The organism is Clostridium sp. E02, assembly GCF_003833015.1.
Classification (GTDB): Bacteria; Bacillota; Clostridia; order Lachnospirales; family Lachnospiraceae; genus Lacrimispora.
The window spans coordinates 109743-124356 of the sequence record NZ_RJLQ01000010.1 but is presented as its reverse complement, the minus strand read 5'-3'; the positions used below and the strand labels follow the sequence as shown (position 1 = coordinate 124356).

17 protein-coding genes are annotated in these 14614 nt (G+C 40.8%); 16 read left to right on the top strand and 1 reads right to left on the bottom strand.

The window, feature by feature from the left end; translation table 11 throughout:
* The first annotated feature begins 2 nt into the window (after positions 1 to 2).
* Complete coding sequence (locus EFT72_RS09375) at positions 3 to 701, top strand: response regulator transcription factor (RefSeq protein ID WP_124066657.1); 699 nt, start codon at positions 3 to 5, stop codon at positions 699 to 701.
* Positions 702 to 705: 4 nt separating this feature from the next.
* Positions 706 to 2085: a HAMP domain-containing sensor histidine kinase gene (locus tag EFT72_RS09370; protein WP_124066656.1), complete on the top strand. Its 1380-nt coding sequence runs from the start codon at positions 706 to 708 to the stop codon at positions 2083 to 2085.
* Positions 2086 to 2090: 5 nt separating this feature from the next.
* Here EFT72_RS09370 and EFT72_RS09365 read toward each other — a convergent pair whose 3' ends face one another.
* Positions 2091 to 2759, bottom strand: a complete 669-nt coding sequence (locus EFT72_RS09365; RefSeq protein ID WP_124066655.1) for a Crp/Fnr family transcriptional regulator — start codon at positions 2757 to 2759, stop codon at positions 2091 to 2093.
* Between the two features lie 113 nt (positions 2760 to 2872).
* On the opposite strand from EFT72_RS09365, the gene EFT72_RS09360 reads away from it, so the two are divergent.
* From EFT72_RS09360 to EFT72_RS09295, 14 genes are all read left to right on the top strand, one after another.
* Positions 2873 to 3208 carry a cupin domain-containing protein gene (locus EFT72_RS09360; protein ID WP_124066654.1) on the top strand — a complete coding sequence of 112 codons (336 nt, stop codon included), beginning with the start codon at positions 2873 to 2875 and terminating at the stop codon, positions 3206 to 3208.
* A 92-nt stretch (positions 3209 to 3300) separates the two neighbouring features.
* Positions 3301 to 3483: a DUF1858 domain-containing protein gene (locus tag EFT72_RS09355; RefSeq protein ID WP_124066653.1), complete on the top strand. Its 183-nt coding sequence runs from the start codon at positions 3301 to 3303 to the stop codon at positions 3481 to 3483.
* A 36-nt stretch (positions 3484 to 3519) separates the two neighbouring features.
* Positions 3520 to 4131 carry a hypothetical protein gene (locus EFT72_RS09350; protein ID WP_124066652.1) on the top strand — a complete coding sequence of 204 codons (612 nt, stop codon included), beginning with the start codon at positions 3520 to 3522 and terminating at the stop codon, positions 4129 to 4131.
* Positions 4128 to 4682 carry a hemerythrin domain-containing protein gene (locus EFT72_RS09345; RefSeq protein WP_124066651.1) on the top strand — a complete coding sequence of 185 codons (555 nt, stop codon included), beginning with the start codon at positions 4128 to 4130 and terminating at the stop codon, positions 4680 to 4682. Before EFT72_RS09350 ends, EFT72_RS09345 begins: the two co-directional genes overlap by 4 nt.
* Positions 4683 to 4819: 137 nt before the next feature.
* Positions 4820 to 5164 (top strand): metal-sensing transcriptional repressor, encoded by a 345-nt coding sequence (locus EFT72_RS09340; RefSeq protein WP_124066650.1) that lies wholly within the window; start codon positions 4820 to 4822, stop codon positions 5162 to 5164.
* Positions 5165 to 5248: 84 nt separating this feature from the next.
* A complete protein-coding gene (locus EFT72_RS09335; RefSeq protein WP_164473124.1) occupies positions 5249 to 6799 on the top strand; it encodes an ABC transporter substrate-binding protein in 1551 nt (516 codons plus the stop codon).
* 62 nt (positions 6800 to 6861) lie between these two features.
* Positions 6862 to 7794 (top strand): nickel ABC transporter permease, encoded by a 933-nt coding sequence (gene nikB, locus EFT72_RS09330; RefSeq protein ID WP_124066648.1) that lies wholly within the window; start codon positions 6862 to 6864, stop codon positions 7792 to 7794.
* Between the two features lie 19 nt (positions 7795 to 7813).
* Complete coding sequence (locus EFT72_RS09325) at positions 7814 to 8653, top strand: ABC transporter permease (protein ID WP_124066647.1); 840 nt, start codon at positions 7814 to 7816, stop codon at positions 8651 to 8653.
* Positions 8646 to 10271, top strand: a complete 1626-nt coding sequence (locus EFT72_RS09320) for an ABC transporter ATP-binding protein (RefSeq protein ID WP_124066646.1) — start codon at positions 8646 to 8648, stop codon at positions 10269 to 10271. Before EFT72_RS09325 ends, EFT72_RS09320 begins: the two co-directional genes overlap by 8 nt.
* Positions 10231 to 10962, top strand: coding sequence for a class I SAM-dependent methyltransferase (locus EFT72_RS09315; protein ID WP_164473123.1), 732 nt, complete (start codon positions 10231 to 10233; stop codon positions 10960 to 10962). Before EFT72_RS09320 ends, EFT72_RS09315 begins: the two co-directional genes overlap by 41 nt.
* 109 nt (positions 10963 to 11071) lie before the next feature.
* Positions 11072 to 11827: a tRNA threonylcarbamoyladenosine dehydratase gene (locus EFT72_RS09310; RefSeq protein WP_124066644.1), complete on the top strand. Its 756-nt coding sequence runs from the start codon at positions 11072 to 11074 to the stop codon at positions 11825 to 11827.
* A gap of 32 nt (positions 11828 to 11859) precedes the next feature.
* Positions 11860 to 13023, top strand: a complete 1164-nt coding sequence (locus EFT72_RS09305; RefSeq protein WP_124066643.1) for an ATP-binding protein — start codon at positions 11860 to 11862, stop codon at positions 13021 to 13023.
* A gap of 93 nt (positions 13024 to 13116) precedes the next feature.
* Complete coding sequence (locus EFT72_RS09300; RefSeq protein WP_124066642.1) at positions 13117 to 13548, top strand: Rrf2 family transcriptional regulator; 432 nt, start codon at positions 13117 to 13119, stop codon at positions 13546 to 13548.
* Positions 13549 to 13780: 232 nt separating this feature from the next.
* Positions 13781 to 14563, top strand: coding sequence for a CAP domain-containing protein (locus tag EFT72_RS09295; RefSeq protein WP_243109982.1), 783 nt, complete (start codon positions 13781 to 13783; stop codon positions 14561 to 14563).
* The last annotated feature ends 51 nt before the right edge of the window (positions 14564 to 14614 follow it).

The following is a 14614-nucleotide window of genomic DNA, read 5'->3' as shown; positions in this document are numbered from 1 at the left end:
GGATGGGAAGAAACAATCGGAACGTATTGGTTGTAGATGATGAACCGAAAATACTGGAAGTTGTATGTATGTTATTAGAAAGCCGTGGATTTCGTACATTTCCGGCGGATCATGGAGAACGTGCACTGAAGATATTTGATACGGAAAATATCTCTCTGGTTATTTTAGACCGGATGCTTCCAGACATTTCAGGAGAAGAGATCTGTACGAATATCAGAAAGAAATCTCGTGTTCCTATTATTATGCTGACTGCGAAAGTGGAAGAGGAAGATGTGGTAGAGGGACTTTTTATGGGAGCGGATGATTATATTATTAAGCCGTTTGGTTTAAAAGAACTATATGCCAGAATCGAAGCGGTTCTTCGCCGGGCAGAAAATGATCTTATTCCACTGGTTAAGCGCAATTCTTGGAGAGATGGGGATTTCATGGTAGATTTTGATAAAAACGAAGTGCGAAAGCAAGGGATTAGTATATCCCTAACGCCGAGTGAACGAAAGATCTTAGCGGTGCTTATTAAGTATCCAGGAAAAGTTTTTACCAGGGACGAATTGATTGAATCTGCTATGGGTACCGGGTTTACCGGATACGATAGAGCCATTGACAGCCACATCAAAAACTTACGGAAAAAAGTAGAGGATGATCCCAAAAATCCGGTGTATATTCGAACAATTCCTGGACTTGGTTATAAGTTTGGAGGGTGATTTTATGAAAAGCCTGCGTAAACAGTTATCTTTTTCCATTTTTTTCACGCTTCTTCTTACCATTTTATTAATCGGGGTATTGTCTAACTGGTTTATCACCCGTGAATTTGAATCATACATCTCTGAAATTGGGGAAAAGCGGCGAGAGAATATCGTAGAGGAATTAAGCAGACAGTATGATGGATTACAAGGAAAATTTAATCATGATCTGGTTCATGCCATTGGAATGAATGCGTTGTATGATGGATATATCCTAAAACTTTCAGATGAAAACGGAGGTGTAGTTTGGGATGCCCAAGACCATGATATGAGTCTGTGCGGAAGGATTATGGATGATATCACAGCGCGTATGCGCAAACGGGGAGCAGAAGGCGGATTTGTGAATCATATGTATGAAGTCAATCAAAATGGTCAGAAAATAGGGACTCTTTCCATTCAATACTATGGTCCTTTTTTTATGAGTGAAGCAGATTTTAATTTCATCAAAGTTATGAATACCATCCTTCTTTCCATTGGGATTTTATCCAGTTTTTGCTCGGTGGTGGTTGGTTGCTATTTAGCAAAAAGGATCGCAAGACCGGTTGCAAAAACAGCATATATTGCAAAGCAGATATCACAAGGCAACTATAACATACATTTTGAGCCAGGAACTGGGATTTGTGAACTAGATGATATGGGATCTGCCATTAACGAATTATCTGGTGCACTCAATGATCAGGAGGCGTTAAGAAAACAGATGACAGCTGATGTAGCCCACGAGTTAAGGACTCCATTGACTGCCCTTGGGTCTCATCTAGAAGCCATGATCGAAGGATTCTGGGAGCCTACACCAAAACGACTGAGTAGTTGTCATGAAGAGGTAAAACGACTGGGAACATTGGTTGCAGATTTAGAACAGCTTGCAAAAATAGAAGGAGAAAATCTGCACCTGAAAAAGGATTTCGTTGATTTGGTTTCCGTTGTCAGTACTGTTTCGGATGCAATGACAGGAGAAATTAGAAAAAAAGATCAAGATTTCTCACTGATCGGAGATTCTGTAATTGTGAAAGGGGATCGGGATCGGATTAGCCAGGTGGTCGCCAATCTATTATCCAATGCGGTTAAATACACCAAAGAGGGTGGGAGAATTACGATTACGGTAGAGGAGGAAAAATACCATGGAGTGATAAAAGTGACGGACACAGGGATGGGGATTGGAAAAAAAGAACTTCCGCTTGTTTTTCAACGTTTCTACCGGACAGATCAATCCAGAAATCGAAAATCAGGGGGGGCAGGGATTGGACTAGCTATAGTAAAGTCCATCGTATCTGCCCATGGTGGGACGGTGACGGTTGACAGTGAAACGGACAAGGGAAGTTGTTTTACAGTAAAACTGCCGAGATAGGACGGTTAGATTTCCTCCATTAAAGTGAAGCTGTTCTTTTTATAGGTGAGTATCCCTTCTGCCTGTAGTTTGCTTAATTCATTAGACAGCGCACTTCGATCAATGGAAAGATAGTCTGCAAGCTGCTGTCTGTTAAACGGAATATCAAACGTAGAAGAACTGCTTTTTAACGATTCGGTAGAAAGATAGGAAAGCAGTTTTTCGCGTATAGTCTTTTTTGACATGTGCTGCATTTTTTTTGTGAGAGCTAAATTTCTGCCTGCAATGGCAGATAAAAAATTCTGGATCAGACGAGTGTGAAAAGAACATGCTGAGGTGCAGGTGGTTAATATCCGATTAAAATCAAGAAATAACACATCACATTCAGAATCTGAAATCACACTCATTTCTATGGGAATCGATGAAATACAGGCATAGGTTTCCGCAAAAACCGTGCCTGGCATTACTTCAGAGATAATGGTACGCTTTCCCCAAAAATCTTCTTGTATAATAAGAGCAGCTCCAGATAACATCATACCTACGGAATGCACGTAGTCTCCACTTCTTATAATAAACTCCTCCTTTTTATAGTGTTTCACTCTGGCAGATAAGCATTTTAACATGACTGTGATTTCTTCTGACCTGACCCCTGAAAACAAACTTGATTTTTTTAATATAGGTAAATATTTATCCATAGTCACCAACCTTTTTAAAATTCTTTGATAATGTTGTTATTACAACCGAAATGTTGAAAGTATTATATTATAATTTCAGTGTAAAGGCAAGAACAAAAATAAGGAGGTTACAAATGTCAGAAAAAATCTTAAAAAACATCCAAAAAGAAGAAATCGTTCGTCTAGCAGAATTGGTAAGCATTCAGGAAGGCCAAATCGTAAGTAAGACGTTGGTACAAAATAAAGCAGTTAGTGTTACACTTTTTGCCTTTGATAAGGGCGAAGAAATCAGCTCCCATGAATCAGACGGAGATGCAATGGTCACTGTGTTAGAGGGAACAGGAACATTCATTGTTGATGGAAAAGAATACCGGCTTAGCACAGGGGAGACCTTGGTCATGCCAGCGAAAAAACCTCATGCAGTCTACGGGGAAGAGTGTTTTAAGATGTCTCTGGTTGTAATTTTCTAATTTGTTAATAATATAAGAAGAATATAGGAAGAATATAGGATGAAGAAGATTGAAAGAAAATTCGAAGCAAGTAAAAAACAGGAGGACGTAAAATGATAAACAAAGAAATGAAAATTGGTGAAATAGTAAATAACAATCCAAAGTCAGCGGAGATTTTAATGAGCTGTGGGATGCACTGCCTGGGCTGTCCATCCTCACAGATGGAAACCTTAGAGGAAGCATGTATGGTGCATGGAATTGATGTAGAAGGTGTATTAGAAAAATTAAACCAGTAAGAGAACAGTCAAACCAGTAGAGAAAAGAGGAGTAGAATGAGTGCTTTTTTAGGTCCAATCCACATATGGCTATACAATAAAATAAAGTTTCAGGAAGAAATGACCGACGCAATCTTACAAGCAGCAGAAGAAAAAGGGTATGCGGATGGGATTAGAGAAAAGGCAAAAAACAGGTATGGAATGCTGCCCAGTGGTAATTTGGAGGATAGCATTGAAACTTCGAATATTCACGGTTGGCTGCAAGAGAGAGTCAGTCAAGTGGAGAACCGCCTTGCGTATGTAGTAACCATTCTTTTGAAGGATAATCCGGATCATCTCAATGAGTTTTTAGAGGCAGTATATGCCTTGGGAGAAAAACATTCAGCTGGTCGAAATCTTACGGTAAGAGAAGCATATGACTATCTTGAGAATACCTTGCTGAATGGGATGCCTTGTGACAGAGTTAATGCGTTGACGGAAGAATCGGAGAAAAAGCTGATTTTTAGACAAACCACTGAAATTCACGCAGATTACTGGAATTTAATTCAGGGAGACGTTAATCATTATTATCTTCTGCGACATTCCCTCATGAAAGGTATGCTCAGCGAATCCGGTGTGGAATTTACAGTCAATGAAAATCAAGTCTATGAATTGAGGAGCTGCTCATGAATGGAATCGATATATTAGTAAAGGAACATGAAAATATACTGGCATTTAACGGTTTTTTAAGAAGTATCTGTGCTGGAATCTTGGAGGGAGAACCTGTGGATGGGGATCTCTTACGGGAATGTATTGATTTTGGAAGAACGTATGCGGACAAGCATCATCATGGAAAAGAAGAAAAGATTTTATTCCGAATCATGATGGAAAATATGGGGCCGGTTGCAGAAAAGCTGATTCGGAATGGAATGTTGGTGGAACACGATCTGGGCAGACTTCATCTCACTCAGTTGGAAACCGCTGTTTCGGAATATGAGAAAACCCCAATTATTGATCACAAATTGGATATTATATCCAATGCGGTTGGTTATGGGGACTTATTAAAACGACATATCGAGAAAGAAGACCAAGTTGCATATGGGTTTGCAGTTCGTGCATTGCAAAGCGATAAGATGAAGGATGTGGACGAGGAGACAGCTGTCTTTGAAAAAGTGGCAAAGGAATCCGGGGTCCAGACCAAATACGAAACCTGGCTTTCCAATCAGTTGAAAAAGCAATAAAAAGTTAGAAAAAAAGGTGTCTGGAGAATAATCCGGATGCCTTTTTGGTGTCTTAATCCATAGCAGCCAACAAGGTTAAAGCTTGTGAAATTCTGATTTTTAAGTTAGAATGGTGGAGATGGAAGCGAGGTGGAAACATGAGGGAAAACAGTCAACATCACACCCATACGGCAGAAGATGGTACCGAATATTCCCATAGCCATGAAAAGGGACAACCCCACAAACACACAAATACAAAAATGGTGGTCAATCGTCTTTCCAGAGCCATTGGTCATCTGGAATCGGTTAAGCGCATGGTAAGTGAAGACCGAGATTGCAGCGAAGTGTTGATTCAGCTTTCCGCCGTTATTTCAGCGTTAAATAACACCGGAAAGGTCATCATAAAAGACCATATCGAGCATTGTATCGTCGATGCGGTGGAATCAGGAGACAGACAGGCGATTGATGATTTAAACAATGCCATCGACCGTTTTATCAAATAAATATCCCCTAGGGAGGCTTGTCGCTACCTTGGTTTTTTACTATACTCTATTCAAAGAATGAGAGGTGGGTAACGGAGGATGAGAATGAAGTGGGGTATATTACTGGTGGCAGGGGCAGTAGTGGCTTTATCCGGCTGCAACGTAACTTCCCGTGATAACGGGACACAAACACAGACACAGATACAGATACAGGAGAGAACGGAGAAAGAAGATAAGATTTTAAAGACAGCGGAGTCCTTTGCGATTCAGACTCTAGATCCTCATATGGACTATCAAGGGTGGTATACTTCTATTTATGGGGTTACAGAATCCCTGTTTGCACTGGATGATCAGTCTAAGATCATCCCCCTTCTTGCAGAAAGCTTTACCCAACAAGAGAATGTATGGACCATTAAGCTGAAGGATCATGCGGCATTTTCCAATGGGAAGTCTTTGAATGCTGAGATGGTGATAAAGAATTTACGGCGAGCCGGTCAAATCAATCCTCGTTATGGGGATTTTGATCAGTATACCTATGAAGTGTTGAATGAGAAAACCTTTACCATTACAACAGACCAGATAGTGCCCACACTGATCAATGATCTTGCAAGTCCGGAACTTGCTATGGTGGATTTATCAGCGGATGAGAATATGAGTCAATCCCTTGTTGCTACTGGCCCGTTCGTCATATCCGAATTTAACCCAAGGGGAACGGTAAAGGTAAAAAGAAATGAGAAGTACTGGAATGGACAAGCAAAACTTGATGGAGCTGTTTTTTACTATATGCCTGAGGCAGATACGGCATCTATGGCAATGCAGAATGGGGAACTCAACTGTTATACAGGTGTTACTTCTGATGCTGCGGAACTTTTTTCACAAGATAAGGATTCGTATCAGTTGGTTACGGTTCCAGCAGCCAGACTACAGTTTTACATCTTGAATGAGAACCGGCTTGGTGATTCGGTGAGAAAAGCGATTGACTTGCTTGTTGATCCCAATGAAATCGAAACCTATCTGAATGGAACGGTTACGAAAACTTCAGGGCCGTTTGGCTCCACGGCTCCTTATGGACAAGTAAAGAAACCAGAACCCAATCCAGAACAGGCAAAGGCTTTGCTTTTAAAGGAAGGGTATTCACTAAATGGAGAAGGATATTATGAAAAAGATGGGGAGCAATTGACGGTAACCATTGCGTATTATGCCTCTAGAAGCCTCGATCGTGTAGCAGAACTGATGCAGGAACAGCTTCGTAGATATGGGATCAAAGGCTTTTTGGTTTGCGAGGAAGATCCAGATGGAACTTACATAGCAACAGGAGATTTTGATATTGGACTGTTCTGCATGATTGCAGATAAAACAGGGGATCCTTATTACTTTATCAGCAGTACCATTGCAGAAGATTCTCCTTATAATTGTGGAGGCTTTCAGAATCCTCAGGTAGAGGAAAAGATAAAACGACTTAAGACAGAAACCGATCAGGGAAAAAGAGCTGAATTATCCAACCAAATCATCCAGACAGTCATTGACGAAGATGCGTATGGATATGTAGCTTTACTTAACAAGATTTCGGTAATGAGAAACGGTGTGACCCATATATCGGAAATGTCACCTTTTGATTATTATTTTCTGAATGTGGATTCGGATATAACCAAATAAAGTAAAATAGAGCACAGCCTTTGAAAGGCTGCTCTTTTTTCTGTTTCAGGCAGGAGGAAAGAATGAGATACGATGTGATGAAACATTTTTTGCGGTTGCTTCTTGTTTTATTTGGAATTACTTTCTTAACGTTCGCACTCCTGGCTCTTTCCCCGGGGGATCCAGCACAGAAAAAGTTAAGTGCTCAGGGAGTGGCTGTTACGAAACAGATTCTTTTAGAGACAAGGGAAGAGATGGGACTCAATAAACCTTTCATTCGACAGTATGGAGACTGGCTGTTCCATTTGATCCATGGGGATATGGGGAATTCATATAAAGATGGAACTCCTGTTCTGAATCAATTAAGGAAAGCAATGAATCATACCTTGATTTTGGCGGCATCAGCTTTTTGTCTTTCTATTTTCTTATCGGTTCCTTTGGGTCTGCTTGCGGCAGTTAAAAAGGATGGATTCATGGATCAAATTCTTAAGGTGTTTTGTTTTGCAGGAAATGCAATCCCCAGTTTCTTTCTTTCTGTACTGCTTATTTATTATTTTTGCATTCGGCTGAATGTTTTTCCAGTGATTGCGAAAAACAGCGTACAAGGACTATTTCTTCCTACCGTATCTCTTGCCATTCCGTTAAGCAGCCGCCTGATCCGTCAGGTCCGGGCCGCAGTCCTAAATCAGTTGGAAATGGATTATGTAAAAGGAGCAAGGCAGCGAGGTGTCCGGGAACGTTATATTCTGGTTTATAATGTACTGCGCAATTCCATGATATCAGTAATTACAATCTCCGGTTTGACCATAGGGACTTTAATGGGAGGAAGTGTGGTTGTGGAAAGTATCTTTCTTTGGCCAGGAGTGGGTAAGCTCGTGATGGATTCGATTACGGCAAGAGATTATCCGATGATTCAGGGGTATGTGATTCTGATGTCTGTGATCTATGTGATGATCAATCTTTTGACAGATGTAATGTATCACGTTTTGGATCCCAGACAAACGGAAAAAGGATGAGACAAGAGGAGTAAGAACGATGAGGATAACAAGAGTTTCCAAAGGTCTGGTAGGTAAAAAGGTAGTATTTCTTTCTGTGCTTGCTCTTCTGTTTATGGGGATTGGAGTTTTGGCTCCTCACTTAATTCCCCATGATCCGTATGAGATTCAGGCATCTTACCGGAAGGGGGCTCCGAGTTTAGAGTATCTTTTTGGTACCGATAAATTGGGACGGTGTATTTTTTCCAGAGTGTTGATGGGAGCAAGAACTTCTATATTTTCTGCATTCTTAGTGGTAGCAGCAACAACTGTAACAGGAACTATAATTGGAGCGGTAGCCGGATATTATGGAGGAATTCTGGAGGGAATGATACAGCTTTTCACCGATATATTTCTGGCATTTCCCCAGATGGTATTTGCGATTGCAGTTGCGGGAATCCTGGGTGGAAGTATGACGAATGCAATGTTGGCACTGGGATTTAGCGGTTGGACGTTATATGCCAGGCTAGTAAGGGCACAGGTAAAGAGCTTGAAAGAGGAAGAGTATATAACGGCTGCCCGGCTAAGTGGATGCAGCAGCGTTACGATTTTAGTGGTTCACATGCTGCCGGCTATGGCAGGAGAAATTCTTGTGAATGCCTCCATACAGATGGGCACTACCATTTTGGGCTTTGCCGGATTATCTTTTTTAGGGCTTGGAGTTACACCTCCTCAGGCAGAGTGGGGCTCTATGATCAATGAAGCAAAGGGATATATGCAGCAGGCACCGTGGGCAGTGATGGCACCTGGAGCGGCACTTTTTGTTACGGTCTCGATTTTTCATCTGCTGGGTGATGCTTTCCGGGATTATTTTGACATAAGGAGGGATACGGATGAATGAGAATCTCCTTACTGTTGAGAAGTTAAAGGTAAATTATGGAAAAACTCCTATTTTACGGGAAATCGGATTTGAATTAAAAAAAGGAGAGATCCTTGGTATTGTGGGAGAAAGCGGAAGTGGAAAAAGCACACTTTTAAATGCCATAATTCCATGGGGAGAATTTAGAAGTGTTGAGGTTCAGGGAGAAATTTTATTCCTAGGTCAGAAAATTCATGGATTGCCCAAAAGCGAACGGATGAAATTCTGTGGAGAAAGGATTGGAATGATCAACCAGAATCCAAAGGCAGCCTTTAATCCCTTGCGAACCTATGAAAAGCAGTTAACCGAGACATTGAAAAGCCATGGGCGGTACCAGAAGGAAACATTTCTAAATCAAATTCTAAAGGTGTTTGAACAATTCAACTTACCAGATGGCAAGCGGGTATTAGAAAGCTGCCCGTATGAAATGAGCGGAGGAATGAATCAGCGAATTTCCATTGCTCTTTCGGTATTATTAAAGCCGGATTTGTTGCTGGCGGATGAGCCCACCAGTGCTCTTGACAGATCCAGTCAGGGACATGTGGTGGATGAACTGTTGAAAATTCGCAATCAGTATCAGACTTCCATTATACTGGTGACCCATAATATAGAACTGGCATCAAAAGTTGCGGACTCTATCGCTGTGATGCACCAGGGAAGATTGGTGGAGGTCGGAACCGTGAATCAGGTCCTTGATTCCCCTAGCCATGCATATACCAAACGTCTTTTAGAAGCAGTCCCCAGATTATCATATCAAATGGATGGGAAGATACATAAGGAAATACAAAAAAAATCGGTTCTTTTGGAACTGAATCAGATCAGTAAGACGTTTTTTCAGAAAAAGAAACCACATCTTGCACTGTCTAACGTTTCCTTGAAGGTAAGGCGTGGAGAGTTAATGGGGATCGTAGGAGAGAGCGGAAGTGGAAAAAGCACCCTCTTAAAACTAATAGTGGGAATAAAGAAACCGACAAAAGGAGCGATGCTGTTTCAGGGAAAAGAGCGTTCCAATCACCCTAGCAAAGAAGAGCTATGTCGAATACAGATGATATACCAGAATGCGGAAGATTCTTTTGATCCAAGGCGGAAGATAAGACATTCTTTGGAAGAGATTATGAGAAATCTCTGTGGGATTAAGAATAAGAAAGAAAGGGAAGTTCAGATGGAAGTTCTATTAAAACGGGTTGGATTGAATCCTTTACTTGCCAACCGGTACCCTTGGCAGTTAAGTGGGGGACAATGCCAGCGGGCAGCCATTGCCAGAGCACTATGTGTAAATCCGGATCTGCTTTTATGCGATGAGATTACAAGTGCGCTTGATGTTGTGGTTCAGGCTGAGATCGTGGAGTTATTGGTAACACTTGCAAAGGAATCTGACATGGCTGTTTTATTTGTGTCTCATGACATTGCGCTTGTAAGCAGTTTTTGTGAAACTATGATGGTAATGAAAGAGGGGGAATGTGTAGAATCTGGAACGGTGATGAAGATTGTGGAGAAACCGGAGATGGATTTTACCAGAGAACTATTTGATGCAGTCAATTTTGGCAGGAGGAATGAAGATGGGAGATATGGAAGAACGGGTAAAATCATACTGGACTAGACGGGCGCATGATTTTGGTACCGTACGTCGGATGGAATTAGAGGATGGGATTAGCCGGCGGTGGCTTTTTGAAATCGAAAAACATGTTCCAGACAGGAATGATTTAACCATTCTCGATGTTGGTACCGGTGCCGGGTATTTTGCGGTCTTACTTGCCAATCAGGGATATCAAGTAAGTGGGGTGGATTTGACACCTGCTATGATCAAAGAGGCAGAGGAAATTGCGAAAGGCTGCTGTGGACAGGTTACATTTCAGGTAATGGATGCACAGAATCTGGATTATTCAGATGAAAGCTTTGATGTGGTCATAGCCAGGAATTTAACCTGGACGTTACCGAGACCGGATTTGGCCTATAAAGAATGGATGCGGGTTTTGAAAAAAGGCGGAATTCTTTTGAATTTTGATGCCGACTATGGACAGGAAGTACGAAATAAAGAAGAAAAAAGTATTGATAAAAAAGCAGATGTTTCTGAATTTCATATCGGACTGACAGAAGAATTACGTCAGGAATCAGATCAAATTACGCTGTCAATGGATATTAGCCAAGAGAGAAGACCGGAATGGGATTTAATGCAGCTAAAGGAAATGGGATTTGTAAATTGTACCTGTGATCGAGAAGCAGGCGCCCGTATCTTAAAGGAACGAAATGCTGTGGATGCACCGGTATTTTTGCTCACCGTGGAAAAATAAAGGAAACGAATAAAACAATTGATCAAATTCATTTTTCGAAGTATAATAATGGACAGTATGTTTAATTCCTACTAAACAGATAGAAAAATAAAGAAAGAGGTAGAATCGATTGTTGAATCAGTTTTCAAGAAGTCAGTTGCTGTTGGGGGAAGACGCGATGAAGCGACTGGCAGAAGCAACCGTTGCAGTATTTGGCATTGGAGGAGTAGGCGGATACGTGGTAGAAGCTTTGGTTCGAAGCGGAGTTCGATCCTTTGTGCTTGTGGATGATGATAAAGTATGTCTGACCAATTTAAACAGGCAGATTATAGCTACCAGGAAAACGGTAGGCAAATATAAAGTAGATGTAATGAAAGAACGGATTTTGGAGATTAATCCAGAGGCAGAAGTAGAAACACACAAGTGTTTCTATCTTCCGGAGAATGCGGTTGATTTTGATTTCAGTCAATATGATTATGTTGTGGATGCGGTTGATACGGTGACGGCGAAGCTTCAACTGATCATGCAGGCAAAAGCAGTAGAGGTTCCGGTTATTAGCTGCATGGGAGCAGGGAATAAACTAGATCCCACTCTGTTTGAAGTGACCGATATTTATAAGACTTCCATGTGTCCCTTGGCAAAGGTTATGAGAAGGGAATTGAAAAAAAGAGGAGTAAAAAAGTTAAAAGTTGTCTACTCCAAGGAAAAGCCTACAAGGCCCATCGAAGATATGTCAATTAGCTGCAGGACAAATTGTATCTGTCCTCCTGGAGCCAAACACAAGTGTACGGAGAGAAGAGATATTCCTGGAAGCTTGTCTTTTGTTCCGTCCGTGGCAGGGCTGATCCTAGCAGGTGAAGTTGTGAAGGACATTGCTGGTATCTAGATCAGATCCCAATACAAAAAGGAGGAAAATATATGAGTTTCGAACACGTGGATAGCTTTGAAAAGACAATTTCACTGGAGCAGTTAAACAACCTGGATAAGAGTGAATATATCTTAATTGATATCCGAGATCAGAGGGCTTATCAACATGGATTTATTCCAGGTGCCATCCATATAGAAAAGGAGGCACTGAGTGATGAAAGTACCCTTACAAAGGATAAAAAGATCGTGCTTTACTGTCTCAAGGGTGTATTTAGCGAGGAGGCAGCAAATGATCTGTGTGAAAGAGGGTACCAGGCGTACAGTCTTTTGGGTGGCTATGGAGAATGGTTAATTAAAACTATGGAGAAAGAGTCAAAGGGCGGCGATCGTCTCCCTGACATTGAAAAGAGTATCCAAAAAAAATTTCATAAAGAACTGTTTAGCAAATTTGCAAAAGCCATCAACCAATATGAACTGGTAAAAGAACATGACAAGATCGCCGTTTGCATTTCCGGTGGGAAGGATTCCATGTTAATGGCAAAACTTTTTCAGGAATTAAGAAAACATAATAAATTTCCGTTTGAATTGGTATTTTTGGTGATGGATCCTGGGTATAATGAGACCAACCGCCAAGTGATTTTAAACAATGCAAAACTTCTTAATATACCGGTCACTGTATTTGAGACTCAGATATTTGATGCGGTTTATGATATCGAAAAATCTCCCTGCTATTTGTGTGCCAGAATGAGGCGGGGATACTTATATAGTAAGGCAAAAGAACTAGGCTGCAATAAGATTGCTTTGGGACATCATTATGACGACGTTATCGAAACCATTCTTATGGGAATGATGTACGGAGGACAGATACAGACTATGATGCCTAAGCTGCACAGCACCAATTTTGAGGGAATGGAACTGATCCGTCCTCTATACCTCATCCGGGAAGATGATATTAAAAGATGGAGAGATTATAACGACCTGCATTTTATTCAATGTGCATGTCGCTTTACCGATACCTGTACCACTTGTAGAACCGATGGGAACACTGGATCCAAACGAGTAGAAATTAAGGAGTTGATTCGTCAACTGAAAAAAACAAATCCTTATATAGAGGGAAATCTGTTTAAAAGTGTGGAAAATGTAAACTTGAATACAATCATTGCATATAAGCAAAACGGTTCTGTGCACCATTTTCTTGATAACTATGATCAATAATGGGGCGGGAGCCTAAAAAGCAGTGGTTTTTTCATGTTAGGGTTGAAAAACATATTAACCATGTGGTAAAGTATGATATGGAGGTTATGTCTTATGAAAATTTCAACAAAAGGCCGTTATGCAATTCGGCTTATGATCGACCTGGCGGAGCATAACAACGGAGAATTTATCACACTGATGGATATTGCGCAGAGGCAGGAGATATCAGAAAAATATTTGGAATCGATTGTTTCCATACTGAGTAAGAACAATCTGCTTATTTCCTTAAGAGGGAAAGGCGGAGGATATAAGCTGGCAAAAGCCCCTGAAAATTATACGGTAGGCAATATATTAAGATTGACGGAAGGTTCCCTTGCGCCGGTCTCCTGCTTGGAGGGGGATACAAATAGCTGTACAAGATCTCCCCAGTGTAAGACACTGGAGATGTGGGAAGGGCTCAATAAGCTAATTAATCAGTATTTTGATGGGATTAGCATTGCGGATCTTGTGAATCAAAGTGATTATGTAAACAACTATATTATATAATAGGGAGACCTAAAACAGGCGGGATTAAAAAATCCCGCTTGTTTTATACGAATAATAAACAATTTTACCAGGATTATGTGAGAAAGGGAAAAAAATCAACTCCTGCCTTTTCTGGAAAAATGGTAATTTTATTGCCATCCATTTCCACTGGTAAATTGGAAATAAGAGTGCTATGATTGTCTTGTAACACAAATGTAACAAATTTGTAATAAAATTCAAGGAGGCAATTCAATTGAAAAAATTAAAAGCACTCGCAATGATAACACTTACTATGACAAGTATGATCCCATTAACAGCAAACGCTGCAGTGATCAGACCATACAGCCAATGTTTTGGCAATAACAATGCCAGAGCCACTTATGAAGCATTCTGTTCCGGAGATGTAAAATCAAGATTAGAGCAACTTGGATTTAACTGCAATACGACTGACTGGTCTAGCTTGCAAAAGAGTTTTAATAACGGAAATTGTTATTATGATTTTATCGGCAATGACAATAACAATTGCGATACCGATACCGATAACAATAACAATGGGGATACTGATACGGATAATGGAAATACGGATAACGGAAATACGGATAACGGAAATACCAATAACGGAAATACAGACGATGGAAACACAGGAAATGACTCTACTTCCAATGATTCTTACACCAAACAGGTAGTGGATCTGGTGAATACGGAGAGAGCAAAAGAAGGACTTTCCCCTCTTACCATTGATGACAATGCTGCAAAAGCTGCGGATATCAGAGCCAAAGAGATTCAGACTAAGTTTGATCATACTCGTCCTAACGGCAGTTCCTTTTCCTCTGTTTTGAGAGAAAATGGAGTAAGCTTTAGCGGTGCAGGTGAAAATATCGCTTGGGGACAAAGATCACCACAAGAAGTTATGACAGCATGGATGAATAGTGCAGGACATCGTGCCAACATTATGAATCCTAATTTCAAACATATTGGGGTAGGGAATCAAGAGAACAGTGGGACTCAGTACTGGGTACAATTATTTACATATTAATGAGAAGAGGACTGTGTGCTAAGGAATTAGCACACAGTCTTTTACGTTTCT